Origin of the sequence: Pseudoalteromonas sp. H103 (assembly GCF_001469205.1) — a bacterium.
Lineage (GTDB): Bacteria > Pseudomonadota > Gammaproteobacteria > Enterobacterales > Alteromonadaceae > Pseudoalteromonas > Pseudoalteromonas carrageenovora.
In genome coordinates this window covers 73974-86594 of sequence record NZ_LOFG01000002.1, presented here as the reverse complement: position 1 = coordinate 86594, position 12621 = coordinate 73974, and the positions used below count along the sequence as shown (strand labels likewise).

The following is a 12621-nucleotide window of genomic DNA, read 5'->3' as shown; positions in this document are numbered from 1 at the left end:
CTAAAAGAGGGGGGGGACTAAAGCGCAATTACTGGCTTTATTTGCAGCTACAAATTTAACACCTAAAACGGCGCTTAGAGTGAGCAAATCGCCAGCACAAGAGTTAGGTTTATTAAGCGAAGATGTGACTGAAGAAACTATTTTAGAAGCGATGCTTGAGTATCCAATATTAGTTAATCGTCCGACTGTTTGTAGTGAAAAAGGCGTAAAATTATGTAGGCCAAGTGAAACTGTTTTAGATTTACTTGAAAAATGGCCAGAGGGTGAGTTTTATAAAGAGGATGGGGAAAGGGTAATAACTACCGCTTAATTATATTTCTAACTAGGGTCTGTTGATCTTTGCGGATTAAAATTTGTTCAAATTAAAGGCTATTTAATCGCGGCGCGAGGTTTGTAACCTAGTGGACTAAGTAAAAACCGAGCAACAAAGAGTAAATAGCCCCTAGGAAGAACCCTTTGGGCAGCGCCTGTTTGGCATTAATGCTACGTTATCGCCCACTTATGGGGACATAACCACACTACATAGGCTCTGCCTTGCCTAAATACCAAACAGACTGCTGAAAATTTAATCTCAAAAGATCAACAGACCCTAACTTAAACTTTGTTTAAGAGATTTAATTTATCTGCAGTAGGCACCAGAGCTATTAAGCACAAAAGAATATACAGAGAAATCTACAAATTTTATAAGGCCTCGTTTATACGGGGCTTTTTGTTTAGCGCCTGCGATAAACGTTTAAACTTGGTTTAGAGCCTTGTGCTTATGCGGATCTTGAACAACACTTTAGTTAATAATTTAACGAGTGAGTGCGCAATGCAACACAGCAATATTTGGCATTTAAAACAGTTCAAAGTAATTTATTTTGCTTTTATAGGGCTTGTGCTTGTTAGTTTTAATTTTGTATTAAATGACGCTTTGCATAAAAAAATTCATACATCTGGGCAGCAATTAGTTAAACAAATATATTATTTAAATTTAGCACCCTCTATAAATAATGAAGTGCTAGCAGCACTGGTAAAAAGTGAAGGGTTTATGCTTAAGCCTCAAGTGCCAGCAGAGCATTTTAAGCATTTGGTAAGCGTTGAGCATGACGTATTTACTTATAAAACATTAAGTTTAAGCTTTTATCATTACTCAACTTGGGTAAAGCAAGGCTACTTATTTGTTTTATTAAACTTAGTTATTATAGGCGCTGCTTGTTGGTTTTATTGTTGGTGGAGCTTATTAAAAGAGGCACCGAAAAAGGCCGTGCAAAAGGCTTTAATAAAATCACCTAAACTTATTAAACCAAAACACAAAGAAGTAGGGGTAACTAAGCAAGTAAAAAGCTGTGAATTAAGTTCTTTATATGGGGTGAGCTTAGCGTCTCATAGTTTATTTATACTCATTGAATGCACCTGTAACTTTGACAAAAATACAGATAAAGAAGCCAGCTTTAAAGTTGCGATTATTAAAAACTTTACCGAGCTTAAAAGTGTATCGGTTGAATTACTAAACTCTCATTATTTAGCTGTTACATTACAAAATGTACCTGTTACGCAGTTAGATCGCTACGTTGAAAAACTTCATAAAACTGTATTTTTGCTTTGTCGTAATCATCAAAAAACAATTACCCGTAAAAACATTAAAGTAGGATCGTGTAATTACCGTATAGGTGCAGACCAAATTACAGTTTATCAGTTGGCAAAATCGGCACTCACATTATCTCAAAGTAGTTTGTTGCAGCATTACCATCGCCTTCCTTTAAATCACAGCCAAGAAAAACTACTCTCTAGTGAGCAAGTTATTGAAAATGTGAAAAAGAATAAATTTATATTATTTTTTCAGCCTCTTTTTGAGCTCTCCACTGGCGATATATTACAGCATGAAGCGCTTATGAGAGTTCGCCATAGCCAACATGGCCTGTTAGCTGCACGTTATTTTATTAATCAGGTTTATAGTAATCAGGACGCTTTAATATTAGATAAAGCGGTAATAGGCCAAGTTAAAAAACTAATTTTAAGTGAGGCATCGGCGTTAACCGTGAGTATTAATTTGCATCCTAATAATTGGTTTAATAATGAATTTTGGGAGTGGTTACCCAGTCAGCTTGCTGAGTTAAAGTTAAACGCAAAATTACAATTTGAGATAAGTGAAGCTGATTTTTTTGCCCATAGAGATTCGATGGCAAAGCCATTAAATATAATTAGACAAAGCAACTCACAGCTTGTGATTGATAATGTGCAAAGTAGCGAAAAAATAGCTGCATTAGTGGAGCATAGCGAAGTTTGTGCAATTAAATTGTCGTATGAGTTGGTGCATTTATTAAATGAAAAAACGCATAACCAAAAACAAATAACAAAAATAGTAGAGTCTGCTCGCTATTTAAATTTACCCGTATTTGCAGTGGGTGTAGAAACTCAAAAAGAGTTATTTATGCTCGCAAAGCTAGGCGTTGTGGGAGCCCAAGGGTTTTATTTTTCAGAGCCCCTGCAAGAGTTTACGCAAGCAGTATTTCACTAAGACGTGTTTATATTATAAGGTTAAATTAACCCTCTGTATTTTAGGCCATTTAATCCTTGTAACCCGCCTGTATGCACAGCAATTATTTTACTTCCTGGAGCAAAGTAATCTTGCTCAATAAGTTGCCACAGCGCATACATCATCTTTCCGCTGTAGATTGGTTCTAGCGGGAGGTTGTAGGTATGTTCCATATTTTGACAAAATGCCCAAAGCTCTGATGAAAACTTACCATACCCACCATCATGATGGTCTGTTAGCAACTGCCAATTATTTTGATTTTTGGCCTTATTACTAAGTTTTTTTATATCATTAACTAAGTATTCGGCTTGTTTTAATACAGCTATGCCAATGACTTGTGTGCTTAGCTTGCTCCCCTCAATTAACCCCGCAAGTGTGCCACCACTCCCTGTGGGGCAAATTAAGTAATCATGTGCAGGTAAGCTGTCTACTAATTCTTTACACCCTAATAATGCGTGTTCGTTAGTACCCCCTTCGGGAAGTATAAAAGCATTAGGAAATCGAGCTTGTAGCTTTGCTATGTATTGCTCATCTTGGCGCAGCCTATACTCCATCCGGTTAACAACATGAAGCTGCATACCGCATTGCTTAGCAAATTGAATTGTTGGGTTATTATCGTCAAGTTCTGGGCCGCGAATAATTGCGTGGGTTTTAATATTAAATTCTTTTGTGGCAGCAGCACAGGCATGAATATGATTTGAAAAAGCACCGCCAAAAGTAAGTAATTCTGTTTTATTGAGTTTACGCATATGGGCTAAATTATATTTTAATTTTCGCCATTTATTGCCACTTATTAGCGGGTGCAGCAAATCATCGCGTTTAACACCTAAATAAATGTTTCTCTTTTTTAGAAACGGACTGTTTATCTGTTGAATATAGTTATTTTCATTTATTTCGAATGGTTTAGGCATTTTTATTTGTTTTTAATTTGCAAAATAAAATATGTGTACGACACTTATTTTATATCTAATTAACAATAGTAGCTATATGAAAGAAAAGCTGTTTTCATGGTTAAATCGTAGTTTAGATCGTAATACAGCTATTGGTGTTGCAGCTTATGCAGATACTGTAAACGCAGTCTGCCTGAAAAAAAATCACAGCGAATGGGTTATTCACAGCTCACATAGCGTAAATGTATCTGAGCAAACAGATTATACCACTGCAATGGTGGCTTGTATAAATGAAGTATCTACAGATGTATGTGGCGTAAATTTGGTTATACCCCATTATTTTTACCAAATAGTGCAAATGGATAAGCCAAACCTAAGTGATGAGGAAATTATTCAATCATTACCGTGGACGACTAAAGACCTTGTTGATATAGCCCCTGAAAATATCGTTGCTGATTTTATCGATTACCCGATTACATTACCTATGCAAAGTAGCAAAATGAATGTGTTTATTACTAATAAACTTCAGCTACTCCCTTTTATAGATAGTTTTGAACATACCAAGTCCGTGTTACGCGCAATGACTTCTGAAGAAATGATTTTAGTTACTTTATTTGGATCCCATAAAGAAGCTCATATGCTTATTGTGCAGCATTTAGGGCATGAACCACGAATTTTGATCATCCGCGATGGGCAATTATTACTTGCTAGGCGACTAAATGGTTTTTTAGGTATTTCAGATAAAGATCAAAATCAAGTACTAGTAGAAGCATTAGGGCTTGAGATACAGCGCTCTATGGACTTTTTTGAAAGCCAGTTAAAGCAACCTCCAATACGTAGTATTCAGCTGCAATGTGACGATTTATCGTCATTAGCGCTCAGAGCGGGGCTTGCTGAATTTTTACAAGTTAAAGTGGTTGATTTTGTGCCTACTATTGAGCTTTCGAAGCATTTAGAGCCTAATTTTTACTATGCTTTAGGCGCGGCTTATCAGTTGACCGACCCTGGGTCAGTATTATGAAAATTAGGATTAATTTTTATCAAAAATCACTAAGAGTAAGGCGAGATCCTGTACCTTTATCTGGCATGCTTACGCTTTGGTTTGGGGCTTTATTAATTGTTGTAATCACATGGGCTTTTTATAGCTATAAAGCCCATAACAGTCAGCTCGATTTACAACAAAATAGGCAATACGTTAAACAAGGCAAAGCGCAGCTAGAGCATATAAAGCAGCAGCTTGCAGATAAACAAAATAAAACAGTGTTTATAAATGAGCTAAAAACTCTTCAACAAGAAATTCTACACAAGAAGCAAATTTTTAGTTATTTAGAGCAAAGTTCAGATCAATCAACGGCCGACTACGCACAAGTAATGGAAGATTTAGCGAAGTATCATGAACCTAATATTTGGCTTACACATATTAAGTTTGCAGGACAAAAAGTGACCTTTGAAGGTCAAGCAACACAGTCAAAGTTTTTACCTATTTGGTTTAATAATTTAAAGCAGTCTCCTTTTTTTGTAGGTAAAGAATTTTCTGTACTAGAGTTGTCAACACAAGATGGAGTGAGTGTTTTTAGTGTAGCAAGCGACCTTGCAGATGAGGGCGTAAATCCATGAACCAAGAATTAAACAGCCAGGACAAAAAGGGCTGGCCAATGTGGGTTAAGTATCAAGCGCAGTTTGCATCGCTTCAAAAACGCGAAAAATACTCCACATTATTTGTAGGTTTATTTGTAGTGATTTATTTGGGACTTTGGTTTGTTGTTTTTCCTAAGCAAGACGAAGTTGCCAATATCCGTAGTGAGCAAAACGCAGTGTTACAAGAGTGGCAGCAAATTAATGCGCAGCTTTCGATGCTAAACCAAGCTCTTAATCACGACTACACTAAGGTTTTAAGAGAACAAATAGCGAAAACTAGAAATGAAATAGATGAAATAAATAATCAACTTAATAGCTTTAGTCAGGGATTTGTTGCCGCTAAAAATGTACCTGCTGTTTTAAAAGATTTACTAATTGATAGTAGCGATGTGAGTGTGAGTAGTTTTAATGTAAAGCCAGCACGAGCAATTGATGTAGAAAAGTTAGGGGAGCATGATACTCAAACATTGTTTTTTGAACATCAAATGGTAGTGACTCTAAAGGGGAGTTACTTTAATTTGCAAAAATACCTATCAGCGCTGAAAAGTAGCCAAGATAAATTACTAATTCAAGAGTTTAGTTATCAGGTGCAAACGTACCCACAAGCTGAACTTACTTTACAAATAGCTACGGTGAGCGCGAATGAAAAATTTATTGCGTTATAGTTTTTGTAGTTTAGTGATTATTTGTGCAATTACACCCAATGCATTTGCGCAATTACGCGATCCTACTCAACCTACTAAATTTCTAACTAGCCTCAATAGCAATACTCAAAGTAGTGAGCTTAAATTACAAACTATTATTAAAAGCAGCGCTACATTTAAGGCTATTATTTCTGGCCGAATTTACCAAGTTAATGATGTTGTTGATGATTTTCGGGTGCTAAGCATTAGCTCAAAGCAAGTTGTGTTAGCAAATAACGATAAGCAAATAAAATTAGAATTATATGATTATGAAATTAAAAAATAACTTATCTGGCCCGTGGCTTGCTCTTTTATTAATTCCTACGCTTTTAACAGCGTGCCATAGCTTTAAACCAGGTAAAGAAATTAAACCTCATATAGAGCAAGAACTAGCGCAAGCTCCAGCTAAAACAAAAGAGATTGCACCGTTACAAATGCCCAGTGAGCTTACTCAAAGTTTGCTCTCTTCAATTAATAATGAGCAAACCATAAGTGATGAACTCGCTATTAAACGTTTTGATGTTGCTGCAAATGATGTAGAGGTAGGTGCTTTTTTTGCAGGGTTAACGGATGGAACTCCTTTTAGTGTTGCTGTGCATCCTAAGGTTAGTGGCACTATTAGCTTAAACTTAAAAAGTGTGACCTTTAACGAAGTTATTGCTGTCATTAAGCGTATGTACCCGCTTGATATTGTTAATGAAGGACGAATTGTTCAAGTACTTCCAGCTGAAATGCGTACAGAAACTATACCCGTCAATTATTTAATGATGCAGCGCCATGGTCAATCTACCGTGAGTGTTGTTGCCGGTGGAGTGAGCCAGTTTGGGCAAGATGGTAATAATTCGGGGAGTTCAAATTCTAATAGTAGTAATCAGCAAAATAGTGAATTTGGCAGCAGTAATCAAAATTTAGAGTTAAATGGCTCGCGTATTCAAACTATTAACCAAAACGACTTTTGGAAAGAGCTTGAAGTTGCGCTTAAATCATTAATTGGTGCAAGCGATGGGCGTTATGTTATTGCAAGCCCACAAGCAAGCTTGGTTACGGTTAATGCATTACCGAGTGAAATAAGCCAGTTAAAAGAGTTTTTGAATCAAAGCCAAGAAAACCTCCAGCGACAAGTTATTTTAGAGGCAAAAATTATTGAAGTAACGCTAAAAGATGAATACCAGCAAGGTGTTAATTGGGAGCGTATATCTAGTGGTTTAGAAGGCGGTATTTCGTTTGCTACAACTGCTGGCTCAACAATAAGTAATAGTATTTCTGCTGCAATTGGCGGGGCATCATCATTAACGATTCAAAAAGGTGATTTTAACGGGGTAATTAACTTGCTTGAAACGCAAGGTGATGTGCAAATGCTTTCTAACCCGCGGGTGACCGCGACAAATAATCAAAAAGCCGTCATTAAGGTTGGCCAAGACGAGTACTTTGTTACCAATGTATCGAGTACTACCGTTACCGGCACATCGACTACGACGTCTCCAGAAATTGACTTAACACCGTTTTTTTCAGGGATTGCATTAGATGTAACTCCGCAAATTGATAAATATGGGTCGGTTATTTTACATGTTCATCCTTCGGTTACAGAGACCGAGGAGCAACTAAAAGTAATAACCTTAGACGATCAGCGCTTCGAGTTGCCGCTAGCGCAAAGTAACATAAGAGAGTCAGATACGGTGATCCGCGCACAAAGCGGAGAAATAGTTGTTATTGGTGGGTTAATGCAAACCTCAACAGAAGACGAGGAATCAAAAACACCAGTACTTGGTGATATCCCTATGTTTGGCAATTTGTTTAAAAGTATTCGTAAACGCCAAGAGAAAAAAGAACTTATTATTTTAATAAAGCCGACAGTTGTTATGCCAGACACCTGGAAAAAACAACAAGGCGAAAGCCGTCAGCTTTTAAAAACATGGTATGAAAACTAATCATGTATTTAAACTTTTTTAATTTAAGTGAAATGCCTTTCACGTTGACCCCTAACACCGAATTTTTTTGTGCGCTAGAACCGCATCATGAAGCCATGCAAGTGTTAACAACGGCCATTGATATGGGAGAGGGGTTTATAAAAGTAACCGGAGAAGTAGGAACCGGTAAAACATTACTTTGTAGAAAATTATTAAACCAACTAGAGCCCGATTACATAGTGGCTTATTTACCTAATTCTTATTTAAGCCCAGAAGAGTTACGTTGGGCTATTGCCGTTGAGCTTGGTATGGATGTAGATAAAGCGCTTGATCAGCAGGCGTTAACTCAACTTATTAATCACTACTTGCTAGACCTGCAAGAGGATAACGAACGAGTAGTGTTATTAATTGATGAAGCGCAGTGCTTAAGCTGGGAAACACTAGAAGCACTGCGTTTATTTACAAACTTAGAAACTGAAAGTGAAAAACTAATTCAAGTTGTATTATTTGGGCAACCAGAGCTTGATGAAAAACTCGCAAATAACAAAGTAAGGCAGCTACGCCAACGTATTAGTTTTTCTTATAAATTAAGAGCAATGACAGATGCTGAAGTTATTTATTATATTAACCATCGCCTGCAAGTGGCTGGGTTTAATCAGCCTCCATTGTTTAGTAATAATATGGGATTAAAGATAGCGCGAGCCAGCCGTGGTATACCCCGTTTGGTAAATATTTTATGCCATAAAGTATTATTGCAGGCGTATGGAGAGGGGTTAAATAAAATTACTACTCGACATATTCAGCTTGCTATAAAAGATACTGAAGACTGTGCTAAATACCGCACCGGCCAATACTGGAGCTACAGCGCTGTAGCGATTAGTGTATTTGCTATTGCCGCCATTTGGATATGGAGGCAATGGTTATGAGCGTGATTAATAATATGCTCAAAAACATTGAGCAACGAGAAACAAAGCAGTTAAATATTGAAAACGGTATTACAGTTAAGCCCGTTTATGACATTCGTAACATTGCTTTTAAAGTTATTGTTGTTGTGATTATGTTGTTAGTTATCTATGCCGCATATGTATTTTTGCCCGCTAGCACTGAAACACACTCACTAGTTGTTAAACAAACAAAAAATATTAGTACAAAACCAGATGCGTTAGTTGAGAAGCAGTCCTTAGAAAAACCAATAGTGTATCCAGCAATTAATGATGAGCAGTTAAGCAGTATCCCTATTGAAAATCAGGGCAAGGTTAAAACTAAGCAAGTACCTGTTGAGCAATTCACTGTAGAAAGCGAGGTTCAAGCTCAACCTGTAATTGCTAAAGGCCTTGCTAAAAAAGCTGAGAATGACGTTTTAGTTAAAGCCCCTAATGTTAAAAACACACAAAACGTTAGTAATAATATTATAAAGCCGACTAAAAAATCTCAGCAAAAAAATGTAATGGTGAAGAGTGAAGCGGTAGTTAAATCAGATCAAGTTAAACAGGCTGAGCTATTAACAGGGGTTAAGCAGGCAATACAGTTTGGTTTGTATGATGAAGCAATAAGTGATTTAAATTTAATTTTAATTAAGTCTCCTTTGCATATAGAAGCAAGAAACTTATTAGCAGGTACTTACTTTAAGCAACAAGATATAAATTCGGCTCAACTCGTATTACAAGAAGGTATTGCCTTAAATGCGAATGTACTTGAGTGGCGCGTAATGCTAAGCAAAATATTAATTATGCAAGGTGAGTACGATGTTGTATTGCAATTGTTAAGTGCTGAATTTGAAAGCCAAGCGAACCTTGATTTTTGGGTGCTCCAAGGCACTGCAGCACAAAGTGCTAGCCAACATAAACAAGCATTAAATAGCTTTAAGCACCTTACACAATTGCAACCAAGCCAAGCTAAATGGTGGCTTGCACTTGCTACCTCTAAAGATGCATTAGGAGAGTACCTAGATGCAAAGCAACTTTATAAAGTGGCATTAGACCTAGGCGGATTAAATACAGCCATGACCCAGCATGCATTACAGCGTTTAGTTGCGCTCAAGGAGGCAGTATGAGACCGAGTTTAAAAATGCGTTTAGGGGATTTACTTGTTCACGAACAAATGATTACCGAGGCGCAACTAAGCCAAGCACTTAATGTGCAAGCGTCATCGGGTCGTAAATTGGGTGCCACTCTTATTTCTCTGGGGTTTATCCGTGAGCCGCAACTACTTAGATTTTTAGCTCAGCAATTACAAGTCCCGTTTTTAGATATCTCTCAGCGTAAACTTTCACCCGATGTATCAAAGCTTTTATCTGAAGTGTACGCGCGACGTTACCGGGCTTTAGTTATTGAAGATAATGGTGACTCAGTTTTAATGGGGATGAGTGACCCTGCTGATTTAAGAGGGCTTGACCAACTTGCGCCCATGCTTGCCCCTAAACGAATTGATTTAGCGGTAGTGCAAGAAAGCCAAATATTAGCAGCCTTTGACAACGTATATCGCCGTACCGATGAAATAACAAACTTTGCAGAGCAGCTTCACGAAGAATATGAAGACGTAGAAGAGTTTGATTTAAATTCTTTAGGTGATGAAACATCTGACGCAACAGTTGTTAAGTTACTGCAATCTATTTTTGAAGATGCTGTTCAAGTTCGCGCCTCAGATATACACATAGAACCCGATGAAGGCTTACTTAGAATACGTCAACGTGTAGATGGCGTTCTGCAAGAGCATACCCTTAATCAAGTAAAAATAGCCTCTGCATTAGTGCTACGTTTAAAGTTAATGTCGGGTTTGGATATTTCTGAGAAACGCTTACCGCAAGACGGACGCTTTAATATTAAAGTACGTAGCCATAGTGTTGATGTTCGTTTATCAACAATGCCTGTGCAGCATGGCGAATCAGTTGTAATGCGATTGCTTGACCAATCGGCTGGATTGCTATCGTTAGATGAAACAGGCATGCCTGTACATATACTAAAGCGAGTGCGCAGTATTATTAAGCGCCCCCATGGGATGGTACTTGTTACTGGGCCAACAGGCTCAGGTAAAACAACCACACTTTATGGGGCCTTGAGCGAGCTAAATCAGCAAGAAAGTAAAATTATTACTGTTGAAGATCCCGTTGAATATCGTATTGGCCGCATAAACCAGGTGCAAATTAACAATAAAATTGGTTTGAGCTTTGCGAGCATTTTACGAACGGCGTTAAGGCAAGATCCCGACATAATAATGGTCGGCGAAATGCGAGATCAAGAAACTGTTGATATAGGTTTAAGAGCCGCGCTTACGGGTCATTTAGTTTTATCAACACTGCATACAAACGATGCGATAACCAGTGCAATGCGCTTGATTGATATGGGAGCCCCCGCTTATTTAGTCGCAAGCTCACTGCGGGCTATTATTGCTCAGCGCTTAGTTAGACGCGTATGTAACGATTGCAAAGTACCTTACCTACCAGATCATCAAGAGTTGAGCTGGCTAAAATACCTAGGCGAAGACATCGCTGATGCACATTTTTCTAAGGGGCAGGGGTGTACCGCCTGTAATCATAGTGGTTATAAAGGGCGTGTAGGTATTTTTGAATTGCTAGAAATGGATGATGCGATGATGGATGCGCTGCGTGCAAATGACACTCAAGAGTTTTCAAAAGCCGCTAAAAATAGTGCAAACTTTTCACCACTTTCAACTATGGCATTAAATTACGCTAAACAAGGCATTACTTCTTTAGATGAGGTATTTAAAGTAGCGGAATACATCCCCGAAATTGTAGGGGATGCTGATGCAACTGTATAGCTATAAAGCAAAAGACAGCAAAGGGGCGTTAGTTAAAGGGCAGGTTGAGGCTAACAACCAAGCTGGCGTTGCTGATAGCTTAATGAGGCGCCAGTTTATTCCTATTTCAATCACTCAAATTGAAACCAAAAATAATATTAAAATGTTCGATAATTTATTTATCGAAAAAATAACACTCGATGACATGATCATGTTCTCCAGGCAGATGTATTCTTTGCTTAAAGCGGGAATACCTATTATTCGCGCGATGATGGGCCTGGCAGACACCACACAAAACAAGCAGTTTAAAAATGTACTAATAGAAGTGACTAAACAGCTAGAGCAAGGGCGTGATTTATCAAGTGCTATGGCTATTCACAATGAAGTATTTAGCCGTTTAACAGTGTCGATGGTAATGGTAGGGGAAGGCTCAGGAAGATTAGAAGATGCTTTTTATCAGCTAGCTATTTATTTTGAAAAAGAGCAAGAAACACGCAAACGAATAAAAGCCGCCATGCGATACCCTACGTTTGTTATTTTAGCCTTGGTAGCCGCAATGGTTATTTTAAATATTTTTGTAATACCTACCTTTGCCAGTATGTTCGCAAAATTTGATGCTGAATTACCTCTGATGACACAAATATTAATTGGCACGAGCAATTTCTTTGTTAATTACTGGTGGCTGCTATTAATACTTGGAATTGGCGCTGTATTAGCTGCTCGTCATTATTTAAATACCACCGCAGGTCGTTTTAAGTGGGATCAGCACAAGTTAAAAATTCCTTTTATTGGACATATTTTAAAGCGCACATTACTTGCACGTTATAGCCAAAGCCTAGCTATGGTACTTCGCTCTGGGGTTCCAATGACAACCGGCTTATCACTCACTGCACATGCGGTAGATAACAGCTATATGGAAAAAGCAATTATAACAATGCGCCAAGATATAGAAAAAGGCGATAGTTTGCTTAGGGCATCAAAAAGCTCAACTTTATTTTCTCAGTTAGTACTACAAATGGTAGCCGTAGGTGAAGAAACCGGCCGAGTAGATGAGCTACTGCAAGAGGCCGCGGATTATTATGAACGTGAAGTTGACTATGATCTGCGTAGTTTAACCGCAAAAATAGAACCTATATTAACTGTGTTTGTTGCCATTATGGTGCTCATTTTAGCACTGGGTATATTTATGCCTATGTGGAACATGATGTCGGCAATTAAAGGTAATTAAG

Annotated in this window: 12 protein-coding genes; 11 read left to right on the top strand and 1 reads right to left on the bottom strand. The window is 37.8% G+C overall.

What is annotated here, in order from left to right; translation table 11 throughout:
- Positions 1 to 79: 79 nt before the first annotated feature.
- Positions 80 to 310 carry an ArsC/Spx/MgsR family protein gene (locus ATS74_RS20215; RefSeq protein WP_438269811.1) on the top strand — a complete coding sequence of 77 codons (231 nt, stop codon included), beginning with the start codon at positions 80 to 82 and terminating at the stop codon, positions 308 to 310.
- A 501-nt stretch (positions 311 to 811) separates the two neighbouring features.
- Entirely contained in the window at positions 812 to 2500 is a 1689-nt protein-coding gene (locus tag ATS74_RS03635; protein WP_058547673.1) for an EAL domain-containing protein, read from the top strand.
- A gap of 20 nt (positions 2501 to 2520) precedes the next feature.
- Here the strand turns inward: ATS74_RS03635 and ATS74_RS03630 are convergent, their stop codons facing one another.
- Positions 2521 to 3429 carry a 1-aminocyclopropane-1-carboxylate deaminase/D-cysteine desulfhydrase gene (locus tag ATS74_RS03630; RefSeq protein ID WP_058547591.1) on the bottom strand — a complete coding sequence of 303 codons (909 nt, stop codon included), beginning with the start codon at positions 3427 to 3429 and terminating at the stop codon, positions 2521 to 2523.
- Positions 3430 to 3505: 76 nt separating this feature from the next.
- On the opposite strand from ATS74_RS03630, the gene ATS74_RS03625 reads away from it, so the two are divergent.
- Genes ATS74_RS03625 through ATS74_RS03585 form a run of 9 tightly spaced genes read left to right on the top strand, consistent with a single transcriptional unit; the run spans position 3506 to position 12620 of the window.
- Positions 3506 to 4429 carry a hypothetical protein gene (locus ATS74_RS03625; protein ID WP_058547590.1) on the top strand — a complete coding sequence of 308 codons (924 nt, stop codon included), beginning with the start codon at positions 3506 to 3508 and terminating at the stop codon, positions 4427 to 4429.
- Positions 4426 to 5025: a PilN domain-containing protein gene (locus tag ATS74_RS03620; RefSeq protein WP_235591989.1), complete on the top strand. Its 600-nt coding sequence runs from the start codon at positions 4426 to 4428 to the stop codon at positions 5023 to 5025. The genes ATS74_RS03625 and ATS74_RS03620 overlap by 4 nt, the downstream gene beginning before the upstream one ends.
- The gene (locus tag ATS74_RS03615; protein ID WP_058547588.1) at positions 5022 to 5711 is read left to right on the top strand and encodes a hypothetical protein; all 690 of its coding nucleotides are present in this window, start codon (positions 5022 to 5024) and stop codon (positions 5709 to 5711) included. Before ATS74_RS03620 ends, ATS74_RS03615 begins: the two co-directional genes overlap by 4 nt.
- Entirely contained in the window at positions 5689 to 6015 is a 327-nt protein-coding gene (locus tag ATS74_RS03610; protein ID WP_058547587.1) for a hypothetical protein, read from the top strand. The genes ATS74_RS03615 and ATS74_RS03610 overlap by 23 nt, the downstream gene beginning before the upstream one ends.
- Complete coding sequence (gene mshL / locus ATS74_RS03605; protein ID WP_058547586.1) at positions 5999 to 7657, top strand: pilus (MSHA type) biogenesis protein MshL; 1659 nt, start codon at positions 5999 to 6001, stop codon at positions 7655 to 7657. The genes ATS74_RS03610 and mshL overlap by 17 nt, the downstream gene beginning before the upstream one ends.
- 2 nt (positions 7658 to 7659) lie before the next feature.
- Positions 7660 to 8562 (top strand): ExeA family protein, encoded by a 903-nt coding sequence (locus ATS74_RS03600; RefSeq protein ID WP_058547585.1) that lies wholly within the window; start codon positions 7660 to 7662, stop codon positions 8560 to 8562.
- The gene (locus ATS74_RS03595) at positions 8559 to 9689 is read left to right on the top strand and encodes a tetratricopeptide repeat protein (protein WP_058547672.1); all 1131 of its coding nucleotides are present in this window, start codon (positions 8559 to 8561) and stop codon (positions 9687 to 9689) included. The genes ATS74_RS03600 and ATS74_RS03595 overlap by 4 nt, the downstream gene beginning before the upstream one ends.
- Entirely contained in the window at positions 9686 to 11413 is a 1728-nt protein-coding gene (locus ATS74_RS03590; protein WP_058547584.1) for a GspE/PulE family protein, read from the top strand. Before ATS74_RS03595 ends, ATS74_RS03590 begins: the two co-directional genes overlap by 4 nt.
- Positions 11400 to 12620 (top strand): type II secretion system F family protein, encoded by a 1221-nt coding sequence (locus ATS74_RS03585; RefSeq protein WP_058547583.1) that lies wholly within the window; start codon positions 11400 to 11402, stop codon positions 12618 to 12620. The genes ATS74_RS03590 and ATS74_RS03585 overlap by 14 nt, the downstream gene beginning before the upstream one ends.
- Position 12621: the final 1 nt, after the last annotated feature.

What these genes read in the sequence shown, in the direction of transcription:
- ATS74_RS03635 (WP_058547673.1), top strand. Translation starts at nt 812, where the DNA reads ATGCAACACAGCAATATTTGGCATTTAAAACAGTTCAAAGTAATTTAT.
- ATS74_RS03630 (WP_058547591.1), bottom strand. Translation starts at nt 3,429, where the DNA reads ATGCCTAAACCATTCGAAATAAATGAAAATAACTATATTCAACAGATA.
- ATS74_RS03625 (WP_058547590.1), top strand. Translation starts at nt 3,506, where the DNA reads ATGAAAGAAAAGCTGTTTTCATGGTTAAATCGTAGTTTAGATCGTAAT.
- ATS74_RS03620 (WP_235591989.1), top strand. Translation starts at nt 4,426, where the DNA reads ATGAAAATTAGGATTAATTTTTATCAAAAATCACTAAGAGTAAGGCGA.
- ATS74_RS03615 (WP_058547588.1), top strand. Translation starts at nt 5,022, where the DNA reads ATGAACCAAGAATTAAACAGCCAGGACAAAAAGGGCTGGCCAATGTGG.
- ATS74_RS03610 (WP_058547587.1), top strand. Translation starts at nt 5,689, where the DNA reads ATGAAAAATTTATTGCGTTATAGTTTTTGTAGTTTAGTGATTATTTGT.
- mshL (WP_058547586.1), top strand. Translation starts at nt 5,999, where the DNA reads ATGAAATTAAAAAATAACTTATCTGGCCCGTGGCTTGCTCTTTTATTA.
- ATS74_RS03600 (WP_058547585.1), top strand. Translation starts at nt 7,660, where the DNA reads ATGTATTTAAACTTTTTTAATTTAAGTGAAATGCCTTTCACGTTGACC.
- ATS74_RS03595 (WP_058547672.1), top strand. Translation starts at nt 8,559, where the DNA reads ATGAGCGTGATTAATAATATGCTCAAAAACATTGAGCAACGAGAAACA.
- ATS74_RS03590 (WP_058547584.1), top strand. Translation starts at nt 9,686, where the DNA reads ATGAGACCGAGTTTAAAAATGCGTTTAGGGGATTTACTTGTTCACGAA.
- ATS74_RS03585 (WP_058547583.1), top strand. Translation starts at nt 11,400, where the DNA reads ATGCAACTGTATAGCTATAAAGCAAAAGACAGCAAAGGGGCGTTAGTT.